Consider the following 15,838-nt stretch of genomic DNA (forward strand, 5'->3'; position numbering starts at 1 on the left):
TGGGGCTCATAGGCAGTAGGCTTATTTTATGGCCCGTAAAACAGTAGTAACTCTTGAAGATGACCTCGACGGTACCGAAGCGAGCGAAACCCTCAATTTCTCCGTTGATGGCACCGAGTATGAGATTGACCTCAACGCCGAGCACGCCAGTGAACTCCGCAGCGCTCTGAGCCGATACACCAAGGTCGCCCGTAAGACTTCCGGCGGACGCGGCCGCCCGGCTCCTCGTAAAACCAGCGGTTCCGGTGTGGACGCTAAGGCAGTTCGGATGTGGGCGATAGACAACGGGTTCCAAGTGAATACTCGTGGCCGCATCCAGGCCGACATCGTCGAGAAGTACCTGGCCGCGAAATAACGGGGCCTATTACGCAATTTGGCCAGAACTCGAAATGAGTTCTGGCCAGATTTATTTTATTGCTCGCTTATCCAGTAGATTCCGCGGCCGGCCGCCCGCTAGAGGGGGAGTGGCATGCCCGCGTGGACGCTATTTGTCCAGACATTGGCTGGACAATCTCCAAGAAGGGTCCCGACACGAGATCAGTGACCACACGTGGAATGCGTACTGGCGGCGGCAACTGGCGAGCCCCATGGGCAGCTGAGTCACCGTTGTTCCGCTACTGGGTCTCCCTCACCGGGGGATGAGGGGGTGGCCCGCTCCGGCTCCTGGCCCCGGCTGCCCGTGGTCAAATTCACAAAATTCACAAGATTCACCCATATTCACCAAAGCCGCGGCTGACGGCGGGTGTGCGACCCCTTCCCGCAACCGGAACCGCAGGCCACGGGTGCTCTCGGCCTGGGTCTGCAGTGCGGCTTGCTGTCCCCCAGAGGTACAGGCGGGGTAGGGTGGGGCCTCCGCAGCGCGGCGGGCGACGCGACAACGACGGCATCGTCCACGGCGGGCTGCGAGCCCCATTTGGGCAACAGCCTGTTGCGCGATTGGCCCCAGACGCCGTCTTGGCTGCGTTCAGGCAGGCGAAAGGAGGCACCGCATAGGATGAAAACCATGACTTCGCCCCGGCAACTCGATCTACCCACCGGCTATACCGATCTCCTCGAGGGCCTGAAACAGGATGTCAGGGCAGCGCGTACAACCGCCCTGCGGATTATCAACACCCAGCTCATCGAACTTTACTGGTCCATCGGTGCCGCGGTCCGGGCGCAACAGCAGGCCCAGGGTTGGGGCAGCCGGGTAATTAAGCGGCTCTCTGAAGACCTTCGCGCAGAGTTTCCGGACATGACAGGTCTGTCTCCCCGCAATATCCAGTACATGACGACCTTCGCCGGCGCATGGGCAGAAGGCCCAATTGCGCAACAGGGTGTTGCGCAATTGCCGTGGGGGCACGTGACCATTCTTCTGGACAAGCTCAAAGACCAGACGAGCCGGGCGCGATACGCCGCAGCAGCGGTCGAACACGGCTGGTCCCGAAACGTGCTGCTGAACATGATCATGAACAGGACCCTCGAACGGACCGGAGCCGCACCGTCCAACTTTGTCCAACGGCTTGTTGGACCCGGAACGGAACTTACCCAGCAGATCGCCAAGGATCCGTACAGCTTTGAGTTCCTCGGCCTCTCCGGGGAAGTAGCCGAACGTGACCTCGAGAACGCCCTCACCACCAGGATCACCGAAACCTTGCGTGAACTGGGACCGGGATTCTCCTTTGTTGGCCGCCAAGTTCACTTCGACGTCGACGGTGACGACTTCTACGTCGATCTCCTCTTCTTCCATATCGAGCAATCCCGCTTTAACTGCACTAAGGGTTTGCGCCGGCTGGGGGAGCAGTTCGCTTTAGCTGCCTGACTTGTCCGGTGTATAGCTCGGCGCCACTGCTGACCCGGTCGCTGATTTGGGTTGCCTGCACTTGTTTCTCCCGTATGTGGCGCAATGATTCCTCGAGCGCGGCGACTTCGCCGAGCCACGTCTTTTGCTTGGCCTCTTCAAGTCGCGTGACTGCGTTCGTCTCCAGCTCGTGAAGCCTGGGCAGCTGGGCAGGGTCGACTTGGAGCATGGGACAGCGCACACAAGCATGCTCATGAATGCAGGGCGTGCCGTAGGGGCGGTGGCATGTTCCGAGGGCAACCCTCCGGAGGGTGAAGTGGTTCTCGAATTCCGCCCATTCTTCCGAGGTGGGATCCCGGTACTCCTGTGCGGGGCGGAAGACTCGTCGGTTGTCGATGAAGCTGCGGTAGTTTCTGATGACCTGTTCGGGGTAGACGGCGATGTAGCCCTGGGTCGTGTTCAGGTTCAGGTGGCCGAGTAGGTGTTGGGCAATGTGGACGGGCAGACCGCTGTTGACGGTCTCCGTTGCGAAGATGCGGCGCAGGTCGTGAGGGGTGAAGGTTAGCGGTGTTCCGTCGATGTCCTTGCAGTCCGCCTTGGCGGCCAACGCGCCGAGGAGGCTTCGCGCACCGGCTGTGGAAAGTACCCGGGGAACACCGCCAAGCCTGAGCTGGAAGAGGTGAGGAAGCTTGGCTCCCCAACTGCGTTCCAGCGGGTCGAAGCGGCTTACGAGGGGAAGGGTGTCATCCGGTCCCTTTACCCTGCGAATAATCGTGGCCAGGACTGAGGCCAGTTCCGGAGAGGCTGGGATGAGCCGTTCCCTGTCGGTTTTCGAGGGAGCGACGTGCAGCAGGACTGTCGCTTCTCCAGCAGTCGGATCGTAACGCCGGATGGAGGTATGGGTCAGTTCAACGAGTTCCTCAACACCCAGTCCGGTCAGACGGAGGACCTCGAGAATCGCCCAGCTCCAGAACGCCGTTTCTTCCGCGCGACGCAACCGTATGACAGCACCGGTCTCCAGGTTCTCAACCGATGGCCACCCGTTGTCCCGGTAGTGGCCGCGGACAACGCGGCGATAGGTCGTCCCGTGAACGGTCAGGAGTTCACCTTCCGCTGCCTGGGATGCTGCTTGGAGAAGAGCGGCCGTTTCGGCGCGCTCCTTCGCCGCTGCTGAGACGAGGGCATTGAGCCAGGGTGCGAGGGTTCGGGTGCGCTGATGCATGCGCGACTGCCGTTGGTGCTTTTGCTTGGCCAAGTTGCTGGTTTCGGCCGCGCTGACCGGCGACGGACAGGCCCACAGCGCCCACCGCTCGGGCTCGGTGATCGCCCACTGGGCAAGGTCGGTGTAGAACGCCCGCACGGCGGTCAGGTGCGCAAAGTAGTCTCCGCGTTCCCGCCCTCCAGGCAGGTACCGAAGACGCTGCTTCCAAGCTGTCGCGGTGTCGTGCGGGAGCCTGATGCCGTCCTGCCCTGGATGATGGCGTTCAATGTCTGTCCAGAAGTTCCGGACCAGCATGCGGGTCAGTCCGGCCAAGGACGAGTAATCGAGAGCGGCAGCTCTCTCCGTAAGGTAGTCGATGAGCAACGAGCGGATCCTCGAATTGCTTACCCCGTACGCGTCGACGAGTTGTGGGACCGTGCGCCGTCCCTCCAGCTGCAGTGCACGGTAGTCGTCTGGTTCTCCTGATAGAGCCCCGCAAGCTTGGAGGGCTTGCCAGACCACGCCGACCGACCGAATTCTCCTCAAGGCTTTCCATTCAGCTTCGGCACCAAGGAACTGTGATGCCGTGACGCTCAGCAACGGGACACCTATACGGATCCTCAGGAGGGTCATCGCGTTCAGGGCCAACATTTTGGAGGTTTTCGACAGGCGGAAAGTGCTGAGCTTCTCATCCAACAGGGCAAACGTTTCGGAGTCAACGACGCTTCTGTAGGTGATGAACATGTGCGGCGGGGTTGCGGTCCGCAGCCAAAGCATGGAAGGCCGGACGACGCCAAGAACGACGAGAGCGATCACGGCACTGCCCTGCAGCGACTTCCTGTGCGGAATGAGATCCTGTTGCCCCCATGACGTGCCAGCCTGGTCGCAACCTGCGGCAATCCAACGCTGCTGCCAGTTATCGCCGGGGAAAGTGCCAAGCCATTCCAAGAGGTAGGCCAAACCTTTTGCCCGTTCCACCTGTCTTTTCTTGGTGCCTGGGAGCAGCTCGGTGGAGCGGGCAGTAATTTCGTTCAGGCTCCACCGGGCGCCCTCAGGGGCGGAGCGCGACTCCCAAGAGGTCCAGGTTTCAGGGACGGTCACTGTGACCGTCATGGCAAGGTACCGAAGAGCTCGGCCATGTCTGACGGGTCGTATCCCCAAGCGGGTGTTGGTGTTGAATTCGGGGGCGCCTCGTGGTGCTGCAGGACGCGTTGGACCATGTCCTGGGTGTTGGTGTGGATATATTTGGACGTCGTGGTGAGGTGCTTGTGCCTTAGAACGGCCTGCACGTCGGTAAGAGGGATGGACGGGTCATTGGCCAGCCGGGAAGCGCAGGTATGGCGGAAATCGTGCAGCGTAATGCCGGTTCCCAGAGCCTTGTTTACTCGCACCAGCATTGCCCGCAAAGCAGAGTATTGCAGCGGGCGGTAAGGCCGGCGAAGGGTACGCCACAGGGCGTCCTCAGGCGAGTTCAAGGGCATCTCGCCAAGGTAGAGCCTCAGCCAGGTTAATGAGTCCGGGGACGTGGGCACCCATTGGTACGCGCGAGTCCCTTTGGATACGACCGCGATTGACTGATTGCCCCAGTCGACGTCCCGGGCCTTTATTCCTAGCAGTTCGCTTGCCCGGGCACCTGTGGCCAGGTACATGGCCACCAATGCTTTGTCCCGGGTAGAGGTCAGGGCCGTGAAGACCCGGTCTACGAGGTCGTGGGAGAGCGCCCTGGGTGTCCCTGTGATGACGCGCTGTCGGTAAGGCGCCCGCTTCTGCGGGCGGTAAGGGGCTAGCGGGTTGTGATGTTCGTATCGGCGGATTCCCATGGCAGCGCTAGGTACCGGATTTGCAACCGGCCCTTGCCCTAGCCGGGCCTGATGCTCGTAGAACACAAAAAGTACCGAGAGCATGTGGTTGATCGAGGTGGGACTGTACGCGCGCCTGCTTGCGTGCTGTGGCTGCCTCATCCAGAGGACCAGGTCGCGCACGTCCTCGCGCGTCGCGGTGCTCCAGCGGATCCCGATGGCGGCCAGGAACCTCCACCAGCGCAGTAGGTCGAATGCGTAGGAACGAAGAGTCTGCGGGCTGCAGTCATTAGTGGCCAGCGTGAGCAGGAAGTTGTCGATCTCCTTGGCATCGGCGGTCAGGCCGGTGACGCGCCACGGCAATGCGCCGTCCGCCGTCCTGGTCACGCGGCCGATCCTCGGCAAGTCCGCTCCCGGTAGAACGCGTGGAGAATGGAACTCCTGACGGGAATCGGTCCAGTCCATAGTTGAGAGCCTTGCAGAACGGCAGGCCACCGGCCGTACGACACTCCGACATGCGCCTATGGTGGGCCGCCATCTGCGCGCCAAAGCCGACTGATCCGCTGTCTGCCGGCCAACTGTCCAAAGTTCTTTGGACCATTTGTTGCAAGGACGGGGAGCCACGCTGGATCGGGTTCTGAATTGTCCAAAGTTCTTTGGACTATTCAGGCGAAGGCCGTGCTGAGGGGTCCTGTCGGCTCCAACGACTAAGGTGGGGGCGTGCCCCAGATAGAACCTGACCTGCCCAACGGCTATGCCGGCATCCTCGTTTCCCTCAAGGAACTCGTCAGCTCGGCGCAGTTACGCGCTCAGCAGGCCGCAAGCAGTGCCATGGTCCAAATGTACTGGGAAATCGGGTCCACGATCCTCGAACGTCAGGCAGCCCAGCCCTGGGGAACCAAGATCCTGCAGCGACTGGCGACAGACTTGAAATCAGCGTTTCCCCACATGCGTGGATTCTCCCGTTCAAACCTCTTCTACATGCGGGCCTTCGCAGCAGCCTGGGACCTGTCCCATCCCGAGGACAAGGCTCGGGTTGGTGGCCTGCCCTGGGGCCACATCATCGAACTGCTCAAACTGAAAGACCCAGAGATTCGCAATTGGTACGCGGAACGAGCAGGCGAGCACAACTGGAGGCTTGAAGTCCTTGAGCACCAGATCACCACGGGGCTGCATCGCAGGGTGGGTGCTGCACCGAACAACCTTGAAGAACGTCTGTCCGAGGACGGGGCGGCGTTGGCACGCAGCGTAGCCAAGGATCCGTTGGTCTTCGACTTCTTGGGCTTGACCAAGGAGGTCGAAGAACTGGCCATGGAGGAGGCCATGACACAGCGGATGGCGCAGACTTTGGCTGAGTTCGGCCGAGGATTCGCTTTTTATGGCCGGCAGTTCCACCTCGATGTAGAAGGTGAGGACTTCTACATTGACCTACTCCTGGTACATGTGCCGACCAACCGCTTTGTGGTTGTGGAGCTTAAGTCCGGCAAGTTCAGGCCTGAGCATCTGGGACAGTTGAATTTTTACGTGGCGGCCGTCAACGACTTGGTAAGGTTCCCCGGGATGGCCCCCACGGTGGGCATACTCGTCTGCGGCTCAAAGCATGAGCCAACGGTTAGGTACGCACTTGACGGCTCCTCCCAGCCCGTCGCCGTTAGCTCCTACACCTACGACTCCCTTCCCCCGGAGGAACGGGCGGCACTGCCATCACCGGAAGCGATTACTGCCGCTCTTGAGCAAGGAACGGTGTCCGGCTCCGGTGCCGATGACTGAATACGGAAACCCAAAGCTATTAGACAGATCCCCGGACTGACCGTTCAGTGGCATCCGCGCCGTCCTGGAGCGCTTGGGGCATTAGGTGCCCGTACACCTGCTCTGTAGTTCGAATGGAGGCATGACCCAAACGGCGAGATATCGCGAAGAGGGACATCACGCCGTCCTGGATGAGCCACGAGGCATGGGTATGCCGCAGATCGTGAATTCGTGGCGTCTTCGTCATACCGTGGGCGCGGGCGGCATTCACGGCCGGCACCCAATGGTGCTGCCAGAATGGTTTGTGAGCGACTCGGTGGTGCGAGTAACTATGCTGGCCACCAACATAGGCTACGCCTAGCTGATACTCGTGGTTGGCAGAGGAGATGACTACCATATGGCATGGCCACGAAGAGTCCTGAACCTGCACCTGAGGGTCCGGATCAGTGCCCGCAACGTCGGGGCAAGGACCCTGACAATGCCAGCGCAAGTGCAACGGGCCCGGGAGGTCCAAAATTATCCCGGCGTCAGATCATCGACGAGGGGCTCGATAACGTTCTGATGCACGACGCCGAGCTGCTGCTCCGCCTCGCGGACGCCTGACTTCTTCCATTAGACGACGTCTAGGCCCTGTTAGTGCGGATAAAGTGCTGCGTTGCACAGATTTATCCCTGGTGTTGGCCGAGCCATCGTTGAACCACGCGATCGATGTGGGCTGGTAGCTCGTCCAGCTTTTTCGAGTCAGCCCACGTACTCATGAAGTCCGGGTCGTTGCTCTTTGGCGCATCTCTGATGTCGCGGATACGAACGGCCGCCGGCACCCCCGTGCTGACTCCGGTGACCAGCGCGTGCTGCTGAGCGAGACCGGGAAGCTGGTCGAGTAGGGAACGTGAGCTAAGCGATGTCGCGTGGCGGAGCAAGTTTTGGTCGGCTTCGTGCGTCAGACGGTGTGCGATTACGGTGCCGCACTGTGCTACAACCGTTTCGCTTAGTTCGCTTGGACGCTGGCTTGCGAGTAGCAGGGACAACCCGAACTTGCGGCCTTCCTTTGCGATCCGCTCGAATACGGACGTGGATCTATTCCCCGCCCCGTACGAGTCGCTTCGGGCAGGAATGAATCGGTGGGCTTCTTCGAGCACCAGCAGGACAGGATGCTCGGCCCGCGGGTCGCTTCGGACTGCGAAGTCAAACAAGATCCTGCCCAGGAGTGCGGTGACGTTCTCCAGAACATCGCTGGCCACCAGACTGAGATCGAAGATAGTGACGGACAGTCCGGTAGTGTGCTCTGCTGCTTGCTGCTCGTATAGCTTGGCGGCCGGCCAAAGCGAACCCTCGATGTCTTGAGTGGGATCCGCGCCCATCAGAAGGCGGAGGTACGAGCCCAAGGGGTCGTGGTGGTTCTCCACCCGCGTCATGAAGTCGTAGCGACCGTCTGCGAGTAGTCGGCTCAGGCGCATCTGAAGTGTCGCCACGTATGCGGCGATACGGTTGTCGCCAGCCTGCTCCATGGTGACGCGGTTAGGCAGGAAGAAGTCGCAGAGTTCTTGCAGAGAGTAGTACACCGGCGCATCGAAGTCCGGCGACGTCTGCGCGCTGCCGACACTGAGCGCGCCTAACGCCTCCGAGATCTGGGCACGAAGACCATCGAACAAGCTGTTGAGGGCAACGATTTGCTGCGCATTCAGTGGCGTCCATTGCTCGGGCCGGATCTTCGCATCCCTAACCGTTTCACGCAGGAGTTCCAGCATCACCGCCCACTGGTCACTGCACGGACCGCAGTCGTCGACCTGCGCTTCGAATAGCGCTTCCAGTGCGGCTAGCTGCTGACAGACGCGCAGCTCGGCCTGCTTATCTGAGTACAGCCCTTCGATGATCGTGATGACGCTGCGCACGGCCAGCAGTCGGTTAACGTCGGACCGCCCCTCGGACTTGGTTGCGCGTGCGTCCGCGACCGAGCGTTGCAGCACCGGGGCCTGGACACCTTCGCCTGCCCGGAAAAGTGCGAGGTTTTCCTCATTGTTCATGAACCAGTGCGGAAGGAACAGCCCATCAGTCGCACCAAGCGACGGGCCCAGCACCACAGTCCGGGTGGCCCGACCGCGCGCTGTGTCTCGATGAAACGACTGCGCGTACTCCCCATTGACATCGAAGATGACGATGTGGCCGTTGGGAATTGGGCGGTCGAGAAGACCATCGATGATCGCCATCACGGTGCACGACTTTCCGGATCCCGTCGAACCAACGACTGCGCAGTGATGTCCGAGAAGCAAGTTCGCGTCCAGATGGACGTCCTGATCGGCTGCGACAGTGGAAGTGCCAAGGCGCAGCGCCGGAACGTCACGAGGAAGGAAGATGCTTTTCACCTCATTGGGCGTTGCGGAATGCACGGGGGCATGCAGCGGCGGGTACCCCGTCAGCCCAGATTTGAACGCTCCGCTTTCAAATCGGCCAACAACGGCGGCCTCCAGTTCGTACGCGCTCTGATCATCTTCACTCCGGACAACCGGCACGTCGGCTCGGTCCACCCGGCGGCTGATATATACGCCGGTCACAATGGCGACGACCCGATGCGCCCCCGCCGGAACTGTGACGTAGGAGTTCACGACACCGACGGTGTGCAGACCGTCCGGTCCAACCTTTGTGAACCCCTTCGCGCCGATGTCCAGAGCGACTCGGATAGTCGTACTCTGCACCGACGTGACGCGTCCGATAACTCCGACTTCAGGCATCGAGGTCACTTCGGTCGGAATTTCTGGAAGTCGATCCCCGGCCGATGTACTCCAACGATTCGATCAGGTCGGAAATCGTCCGAGGAGAAGTAACGCCTTGACCCAGTGATGGGTCCGGCATCAGCTCAGCAAATTCAGTGAACTGGCCAGCATCTCCGGTAAGCACCGCGATCCTCGCATCTGGAGCCTGGGCAAGTGCGGCAACCGCCGTCTCTCTCATCTCGCGTCCACCATCATTGACCTGTCTACCGATCGCGTCGTCGGACGCTAACACCTCGGTCATCACCGAACTATCCAAGACTGCGTATGGGTCCACAACAAGGACATTCAACGCTGGGTTGACTGCAAGGCTGCGCAGCAGAATCCGGTTGATATGAGGGTCCGCGAAGCCGTATCCGACGGAGATAATTGCTGTGTCGTCTTGCTGCACCGCGTCGCCGAGCTGCCGCATCAGATCAGAGTAGGGGAAAGCGAGCGTGTCGCCTTCCTTGGCAGTGGTCGGGTAAATTAGGACCTATCTTTTCCGGCCGGTGCGTCGTCGGCCACCTGATGCACCTCCAGCGATTCGACGCCGGTGACGCGATCCCGTTCTGTCCTGGCACGCCAGTTCAAGCTGCCGTGAATCTTATGGATGTACAAGGCGCTGTCAGCACGGGCGAGGACCTTTTGAGTGCTGGTGTCGATCCGGTGGAAGTCGAGGCCGTAGAAGGATAGGTTGAGTCGCCGATCGACAGTCCCACTGAAGCCGTCGATATAGGGATACCCGAGCTCGTCGAGAGCGCGTTCAATAACGAGGTCGTAGTTAGTAGTAAAGATGCGCGGCCGGGGCAGATTGGAGCGGCGGGAGCGCACCATGCGCGAGAAGAAGGTTCGGTGAGCGCGCAGTGGGTCCTCACGGTGCTCCGCGGCGACGCGGCAGCTTGCACGCCTCGACGAGCGCCGAACCGATCTTGTGTCGAAGTGATTCGAGCGCGTCGACGTCGAACGCCTTGGCTGCCGCCCCCTCGCCGAGGGTTACTCCGTCTCCCTGGGTGTGTACCGCTAGCGCGGCCGCGAGCTGTAGGGCGTTGAGGAGCCGTTCGAGATCGCCGTCGTCACCGGGGTTGAGCAGGTTCAATAACGCAGCGTCGCCGTCATCGACTATGTCACCGGAGTCGACGATCAACTCCATGACCTTCTCGTTGTTAAGGTTACGCGTCTGGGGAGAACCAAGGTGAAAGGAGGCTCCGGAGCCAACAAGGACTACGAGGTTGTGTACTTGCAACAGATTTGAGAGATGCTCCTGAAGGATATGTCGGTCGTCGATGGTGACCTTGGACTTAATGAGTCCGCCGACTATGAATAGCCCCTGCGTAGCCTGATGGTGATCTGTCCCCATGTGCTCACTCTCTCATGACGTCGGCTCTGCACCTGCAGTTCGTGTCAAGCCGTTCGGGGCTGCGAAATGAGGGCGGTCTCGCCGGCCCGCCACTTGGTGGCATCGTGGATGAAGCTGATCACCAGTCACGGCTGGTCCAAATTTGCGAAGGCGCGGCGGATGCAGCTGGTGCAGGAAAACTGAAGCCGCGGTAGCTGCGCTGTGGGACCAGGCGTCGGCCCGCTTTTGCCTTTCCCAACCAATCTGCAAGATCATCAACGTCCTCACCACGCATGCCCTCGGCGAGACAACGTTCCCGAAACGCGGTGGTTTCCACATATGTCCAACGATGACGGACATTCATGAGGTCCGCCTTGAACTTGGCCTGTTCGTTCCACTTGAGATGGTTGTCGTATCCGCGGGCCATTCGAGCGAGGTACTCGATGATGGTGATGACGCTGGGCGGCAGCGATGACGTTTCCATGGCCGTAAAGCTACTACGACCAACTGACACCAGGAGGGCAAGTCTTCCATTAGAGGAAGACGGCCCAAGTACTTCCAATCGTGCCGCAGGCAACCCCACCGCCAACAAGGCCGAGATCCCACCGTGCCCTGCTCCGCTCGAGAACTGGTGCGATGTCCGCCATGTGCGCCGCGTGAGTAAACGGTTCGACGGAGAAGAGGCCTGTCCGTCTCCCTTCCTCGACTTGCTCAGGCGCTGAAACTTCAGCTGATTTGGACAGATTGTGTCGGGCGCGCAGAGCTACGCGTCCAGTCCAAAAGTGGAAGCACGCCCCCGAGAACAATAAGGACGATGACAAAGGCAACATTCATTTTCAGAGCTTAGGGCGCCGAGGCTACGACTTTCATCAGCGCCCCATATTAAGCCCATCTTCGCACTGAACGGTCCCTCGCAAAGTCATAACTGCCCGTTAGCCGGTCCCTCATCGGAACGATGTCCGGTGCGACTGATGAGGGCTCGACCTTTACGTGAGTCGAGCCCTCACGGCTTGGTGCTACTTCTTGTTCTCAGTGATGCTGGTTTTCGGATTGCGTGCGGCTGCAGCGGGGGTAATGTACAGTCCGGTTACGGCACTGCGGTGCTGCGTCGCAGTTGTGCGATTTGATCCTGATTCAGTGACGCTGGTTCGCGGGTGCCGCGCGGCAGCCGCATTGGAGATGTATCGGCCAGAGATGCTCGATCGGTTCGGCATGATTCCTCCTTCCTGGTCTTCGAGGATGAGCTCAGAGTCGACTTGCTGGTGAGCCGGCGCCTCGTCCAATGCGTGAACGAGGCTGAGTCGTGGCGGAGGCGGCTCCTCAATATCCGCGAGACGTCGTACGATCGGTACGCTGACGCGAAGGTCGTCGGCTACATCGGCGAGGGTCGTGCCGTCTTCTTCGAGGAGGGCAAGCGCGTTCTTCAGTAGCTCGGGACACTCGCCTGGGAAATCACGGATTGAGTACGTCGCTGGCTTGACTGTATTCAGCGTGATAAATGCGCGCCGATAGGTCGACTCCGAGATTAGATCAAGTTCCTTGCATCGGTATAGGAGTGAATGAATTGAGACACCCCAACGCAGGCTGATCTCTTCCAATTTCGTGAGATTAAGTCTCCGGGGAAGTTCGTGTTGGATTTTTTCCTTGGGGGTGAGGAACTCTGCCGCGAAGGCATCCGCGTCGCGCTCCATCTGGCTGTCGGAACCGTGACGGCCGTGGTGAAGCACGAGGTGACCGAGTTCGTGAGCTCCTGAGAAGCGGTGCCGCAACACGTCATCTGCCTTATCCGGGGTGAGGACGATGACTGGGCGAGGCAGAGATCCAGTAGAAAACGCATCAATCTTGCGTTTGGGATCTAGCTCGCTCTCTCGCATTGAGAACAAGACGGTAAGGATTCCGTGCTGTTCAAGCTGGTAGACAAGATGAGGAATAGGCTCGGTGCCAAGCCCCCAGTGGGCGCGCATCAAGCGAGCCGCAGTCACAGGGTCGGGAACATCTTCCGATTCCGTGCGTGCCCAATCAGGAAGATCGATTGAAGGGAACTCGACGAACTCCTCGAGGTAACGGCTCAGCTCCCAAATCAGCTCGACATAGGCAGTGGCTTGCTGCTGTTGAGCGACGGTCGTCGAACGAAGCCGGCGGAACGAAGCTTCGGAAACCTCAACACGCACGGAAGGGCGACCGAGAGTGAAGAACTCAATTGGAACATTCAGGGCGGTAGCTAACGCTGAGATTGTCTCCCCTCTCGGCGTGATTTCACCTCGCTCGTATTGCCCGATGGCGGCAGCCGAAACACCCACTTTTTTGTGCAAGTCGGTCTTCGTCAGCGCACGGAAGCGACGGGCCTGTTCAAGCCGTGAAGGGTCGAAGGCGCGGGCGACATCGGTGGCCGTGATGGAACGTTCTACTGAGGCCATTACTGATTTTTCTCGGTTGGATTGTTTGGCTGTCGGCGCCGTTTAACGGTGGTTCGGGGTCGAGGCGAATCGGCGAAACCATCGACCGCTTGGGGCCTGTTTTCTATAGTCGCCGCCAGGCTCGGCATGCGTCGGTACGTGAGCGTCTCCGGTTCGATAAACCGGAGGTAGCGGCCATCAAGACGCGCAGGTGCCCACATGATCTGCCCGACAGCGAGCGGGGTGCTGCTAAAGAAGGGGATAAACAATTCGGAGCGGCCACCATCCTGCTCGACGTGCCGAAGGGCATCTTCGACATGCATGCCCTCGCCTGCTGGTGTCGTGCTCGGTTCAAAGTCGAAAAGCGTCGGATCAGAAGGCTCTCGACGGTGGGTGCTGTTGGCGGCGAAATACTGCTGTCTGGTTTGCGAGAACGATCGGAGCCATAACTGTTTCTTGTTTCGCCGCATCTTGTCGCCGGCTCGGATGGGAAAGATGAGTCCTCGCCCTACGAACATGAGTCGCCGTGACGTCCTCGGGATCGGCACCTCGCGGTAGCTCGGCAGCTCACGGAGGAGGGCGCGGATTTCCTTTGGGGCAGCCTTGGACATCCCAACTCCATACACGTCCAGCTCGCCCTCGGGATCGGCGTATTCCGTATGGGCGCGGCCTGTACGTGCCTGCGCTGCCTGGATTCCAGCTGGAATGCCTGCCTGCAGAGCGTCTAGTTCGGCTAACGAGAACGCAGAATGCCAATCCCGGGTGTTGCCCGGCGTAGGACTTGGTGTCACTGTGGACCTCCTAGGGTTACCGTCACCCTAGCACCAAAACTTCAGGAAATATCAAAATTCGGTCAAATAATCTGTGTCGCCGGTTCGGATTATTTCATTTAACGACCATTCTGGCTTGCAATTCAGCCATGCTCCGAGCGCAGCGGCAATGCAGCCTCGAAAGAGCTCCCGCCGACAGGTGGAGTAAGTATCCACCCTGTGAGAACCGTAACGAACCGGCTCGGGCGTTCCGTCCATAGCGCTGCGACTTCGTCTGCTGCCAGGTTCGGTCAGCAGCGTTCACGTCGTCAGCTCCTCCTTATACGAGGGGTGTCGGGCGTTACGCTCCAGGCTGTCTCGCAACCTCGTACGTCTAGTGCGGTTAACCCGCTATGTGGTCATCGAGCTGAAGACCGGCAAGTTCCAGCCGGAATACGCCGGCAAACTGAATTTCTATGTCGCCCTCGTTGACGACGTGCTCCGCCGTGACCATCACAACGAAACGATTGGGATTCTCATCTGCGGAACCAAGAACGACCGCAGCGTCAGATACAGCCTCGGACGCTCGACATCGCCAATGGCTGTCGCGGCCTACACCTACGACAAACTCCCGGCCGAAGAACAACAGGCTCTCCCGGACGAAAGCCACCTGACGGCAGCCTTGGATTGGGCCGGTTCCCTGGAAGAATAAGCCGGCCAGCGAACGCGCCCCGCATCCGCCCACGACAAACTCACAGGACTCACTTCAACTCACAGGCGAGGCCACGGCTGAAGTTCGGCGCCAGGCATCGCCGGTAGCACGACGTGAAGGAAGTTGATGCGAACTGTGGCCCCTCTGCACTAATGAAACTCGGCGTTGCCCATGGCCACGGATGCACCCGTCGACTTACTCCATACGGCTTTGCCTGCTGCTTCAATTGACGGGGCTGTGGAGCTAGACGGGGAAGTTTCCGAAGTACAGGGAGTATGACCTTGAATTTGGATCAGCGGCCGGTGCCAAACCGCTGGTCGCGTCCGCCCAAGTATCTTTGTCACCCCAGGGGTTGTTGAACCAGAAGCCGCCTTGGTCTGTGTCAGTCCCGGTTATCACGATCGCATGGGCTCCTCCGCCAGTGCCGGGACCGCTGAGATATGGAAAACCATTCACATAGTGAAAATAGATCAGGGGCCCCAACCGGTCCGAGGCCTCATAAAGTGAGTTCAGGCTCAACGGCTCATCCGGATACGCGGGGTAGAATCCGAAAGATGCCATTCTATTCTGAAAGTCCACGACATCCGTGGCCATGTTATCGATACAGGACATCGACGGGTCGAAACCGCCCGTATACTTCCCTACGCCGACACTGCTTTGGGTCCAATAGGATTCGACCATCGCCATTGATGCGACCCAACAAATCGGGTTCTCGGCCCCCTGCTCAACCACAGGAACGTCGTAACTGCTTTGGGGCATAATAATCACTGCCTTAGAACAAGCAATAATGCCTTCGCACCATACTCCCCCCCCAACCCCACTGACAATACCCGCATTCAATTGGCTACCGTGCCGTGCTGATGACCAAACGAGTCAAGAGGGATGGATCGCTGCGGGACGCATCCGTCGAGCCATCACCCGCAGCCCGGACAAGCAGGAACGTTCTGTTGCTGAAGTGGCCAAGAAGACATACCGGCCAGCCGGCATGTTCCACGGCGCTTTCGCAGCTACCTGCGAGTATATTTCAGTCCCATAAACACTCTTCACTTTCCCGTCGGGCCGGGCCATAATCTCCATACGTTATGTGCCTCGAGTACCTCGATGTTGTTTGACGCCCGCCGCGTTCTTAGCAAGCAACTGCGACATGCGCACATGCTGATATCCGAACGCAAACCTGCATTCGGCAACAAAAGCAGGGCGAACTGAATTGAGGCACATCCAAACCACCCAGGTCCGAGTCGAGAGCTTTGAATTTACCCGCGATAGTAACTTCATAAACCTGTAGCCGGCGCATTCTTTCCGAAGTGACGTGTCAGCAATTTGCCTGACACCGGTTGCAATTGCGCTCTCACATGATCTGGGTTTT

15 protein-coding genes are annotated in these 15,838 nt (G+C 59.6%); 4 read left to right on the top strand and 11 right to left on the bottom strand.

Annotated elements, in window-relative coordinates:
- Positions 1-28: 28 nt before the first annotated feature.
- Complete coding sequence (locus DBZ45_RS10715; protein WP_111903889.1) at positions 29-355, top strand: histone-like nucleoid-structuring protein Lsr2; 327 nt, start codon at positions 29-31, stop codon at positions 353-355.
- A 639-nt stretch (positions 356-994) separates the two neighbouring features.
- A complete protein-coding gene (locus DBZ45_RS10720) occupies positions 995-1,801 on the top strand; it encodes a PDDEXK nuclease domain-containing protein (protein WP_317616955.1) in 807 nt (268 codons plus the stop codon).
- Here the strand turns inward: DBZ45_RS10720 and DBZ45_RS10725 are convergent.
- Together DBZ45_RS10725 and DBZ45_RS10730 are read right to left on the bottom strand one after the other, a co-directional pair.
- Positions 1,755-3,959, bottom strand: a complete 2,205-nt coding sequence (locus DBZ45_RS10725; RefSeq protein WP_190243086.1) for a tyrosine-type recombinase/integrase — start codon at positions 3,957-3,959, stop codon at positions 1,755-1,757. The two genes, DBZ45_RS10720 and DBZ45_RS10725, sit on opposite strands and share 47 nt — an antisense overlap.
- 131 nt (positions 3,960-4,090) lie before the next feature.
- Positions 4,091-5,245, bottom strand: coding sequence for a tyrosine-type recombinase/integrase (locus DBZ45_RS10730; RefSeq protein WP_111903891.1), 1,155 nt, complete (start codon positions 5,243-5,245; stop codon positions 4,091-4,093).
- Between the two features lie 255 nt (positions 5,246-5,500).
- Here DBZ45_RS10730 and DBZ45_RS10735 point away from each other — a divergent pair, with 255 nt between their 5' ends.
- Positions 5,501-6,550: a PDDEXK nuclease domain-containing protein gene (locus DBZ45_RS10735; protein ID WP_111903892.1), complete on the top strand. Its 1,050-nt coding sequence runs from the start codon at positions 5,501-5,503 to the stop codon at positions 6,548-6,550.
- A gap of 19 nt (positions 6,551-6,569) precedes the next feature.
- Here DBZ45_RS10735 and DBZ45_RS10740 read toward each other — a convergent pair whose 3' ends face one another.
- The 8 genes from DBZ45_RS10740 to DBZ45_RS10770 all read right to left on the bottom strand — a co-directional run bounded on the left by DBZ45_RS10740 (position 6,570) and on the right by DBZ45_RS10770 (position 13,622).
- Entirely contained in the window at positions 6,570-6,926 is a 357-nt protein-coding gene (locus tag DBZ45_RS10740) for a tyrosine-type recombinase/integrase (RefSeq protein WP_223257014.1), read from the bottom strand.
- Positions 6,927-7,194: 268 nt separating this feature from the next.
- Positions 7,195-9,132 (bottom strand): ATP-binding protein, encoded by a 1,938-nt coding sequence (locus DBZ45_RS10745; RefSeq protein WP_190243087.1) that lies wholly within the window; start codon positions 9,130-9,132, stop codon positions 7,195-7,197.
- 118 nt (positions 9,133-9,250) lie between these two features.
- A complete protein-coding gene (locus tag DBZ45_RS23210) occupies positions 9,251-9,709 on the bottom strand; it encodes a hypothetical protein (protein ID WP_223257015.1) in 459 nt (152 codons plus the stop codon).
- Between the two features lie 56 nt (positions 9,710-9,765).
- Positions 9,766-10,113, bottom strand: coding sequence for an SIR2 family protein (locus DBZ45_RS10755; protein ID WP_111903894.1), 348 nt, complete (start codon positions 10,111-10,113; stop codon positions 9,766-9,768).
- Positions 10,114-10,150: 37 nt separating this feature from the next.
- Entirely contained in the window at positions 10,151-10,636 is a 486-nt protein-coding gene (locus tag DBZ45_RS10760; RefSeq protein WP_111903895.1) for a hypothetical protein, read from the bottom strand.
- 118 nt (positions 10,637-10,754) lie between these two features.
- Positions 10,755-11,099: a hypothetical protein gene (locus tag DBZ45_RS22670; protein WP_146617494.1), complete on the bottom strand. Its 345-nt coding sequence runs from the start codon at positions 11,097-11,099 to the stop codon at positions 10,755-10,757.
- Positions 11,100-11,631: 532 nt separating this feature from the next.
- Complete coding sequence (locus tag DBZ45_RS10765) at positions 11,632-13,032, bottom strand: XRE family transcriptional regulator (RefSeq protein ID WP_111903896.1); 1,401 nt, start codon at positions 13,030-13,032, stop codon at positions 11,632-11,634.
- The gene (locus DBZ45_RS10770; protein WP_111903897.1) at positions 13,032-13,622 is read right to left on the bottom strand and encodes a hypothetical protein; all 591 of its coding nucleotides are present in this window, start codon (positions 13,620-13,622) and stop codon (positions 13,032-13,034) included. The genes DBZ45_RS10765 and DBZ45_RS10770 overlap by 1 nt, the downstream gene beginning before the upstream one ends.
- A gap of 535 nt (positions 13,623-14,157) precedes the next feature.
- Between DBZ45_RS10770 and DBZ45_RS10775 the strand changes: the two genes are divergently transcribed.
- Positions 14,158-14,472: a PDDEXK nuclease domain-containing protein gene (locus DBZ45_RS10775; RefSeq protein WP_111903898.1), complete on the top strand. Its 315-nt coding sequence runs from the start codon at positions 14,158-14,160 to the stop codon at positions 14,470-14,472.
- 243 nt (positions 14,473-14,715) lie between these two features.
- Here the strand turns inward: DBZ45_RS10775 and DBZ45_RS23645 are convergent, their stop codons facing one another.
- Positions 14,716-15,231: a papain-like cysteine protease family protein gene (locus tag DBZ45_RS23645; RefSeq protein ID WP_111903899.1), complete on the bottom strand. Its 516-nt coding sequence runs from the start codon at positions 15,229-15,231 to the stop codon at positions 14,716-14,718.
- Positions 15,232-15,838: the final 607 nt, after the last annotated feature.

The organism is Arthrobacter globiformis, from assembly GCF_003261175.1.
Lineage (GTDB): Bacteria > Actinomycetota > Actinomycetes > Actinomycetales > Micrococcaceae > Arthrobacter > Arthrobacter globiformis_A.

What these genes read in the sequence shown, in the direction of transcription:
- DBZ45_RS10715 (WP_111903889.1), top strand. Translation starts at nt 29, where the DNA reads ATGGCCCGTAAAACAGTAGTAACTCTTGAAGATGACCTCGACGGTACC.
- DBZ45_RS10720 (WP_317616955.1), top strand. Translation starts at nt 995, where the DNA reads ATGAAAACCATGACTTCGCCCCGGCAACTCGATCTACCCACCGGCTAT.
- DBZ45_RS10730 (WP_111903891.1), bottom strand. Translation starts at nt 5,245, where the DNA reads ATGGACTGGACCGATTCCCGTCAGGAGTTCCATTCTCCACGCGTTCTA.
- DBZ45_RS10740 (WP_223257014.1), bottom strand. Translation starts at nt 6,926, where the DNA reads ATGGTAGTCATCTCCTCTGCCAACCACGAGTATCAGCTAGGCGTAGCC.
- DBZ45_RS23210 (WP_223257015.1), bottom strand. Translation starts at nt 9,709, where the DNA reads ATGCGGCAGCTCGGCGACGCGGTGCAGCAAGACGACACAGCAATTATC.
- DBZ45_RS10755 (WP_111903894.1), bottom strand. Translation starts at nt 10,113, where the DNA reads ATGGTGCGCTCCCGCCGCTCCAATCTGCCCCGGCCGCGCATCTTTACT.
- DBZ45_RS10760 (WP_111903895.1), bottom strand. Translation starts at nt 10,636, where the DNA reads ATGGGGACAGATCACCATCAGGCTACGCAGGGGCTATTCATAGTCGGC.
- DBZ45_RS22670 (WP_146617494.1), bottom strand. Translation starts at nt 11,099, where the DNA reads ATGGAAACGTCATCGCTGCCGCCCAGCGTCATCACCATCATCGAGTAC.
- DBZ45_RS10765 (WP_111903896.1), bottom strand. Translation starts at nt 13,032, where the DNA reads ATGGCCTCAGTAGAACGTTCCATCACGGCCACCGATGTCGCCCGCGCC.
- DBZ45_RS10770 (WP_111903897.1), bottom strand. Translation starts at nt 13,622, where the DNA reads ATGTCCAAGGCTGCCCCAAAGGAAATCCGCGCCCTCCTCCGTGAGCTG.
- DBZ45_RS23645 (WP_111903899.1), bottom strand. Translation starts at nt 15,231, where the DNA reads ATGCCCCAAAGCAGTTACGACGTTCCTGTGGTTGAGCAGGGGGCCGAG.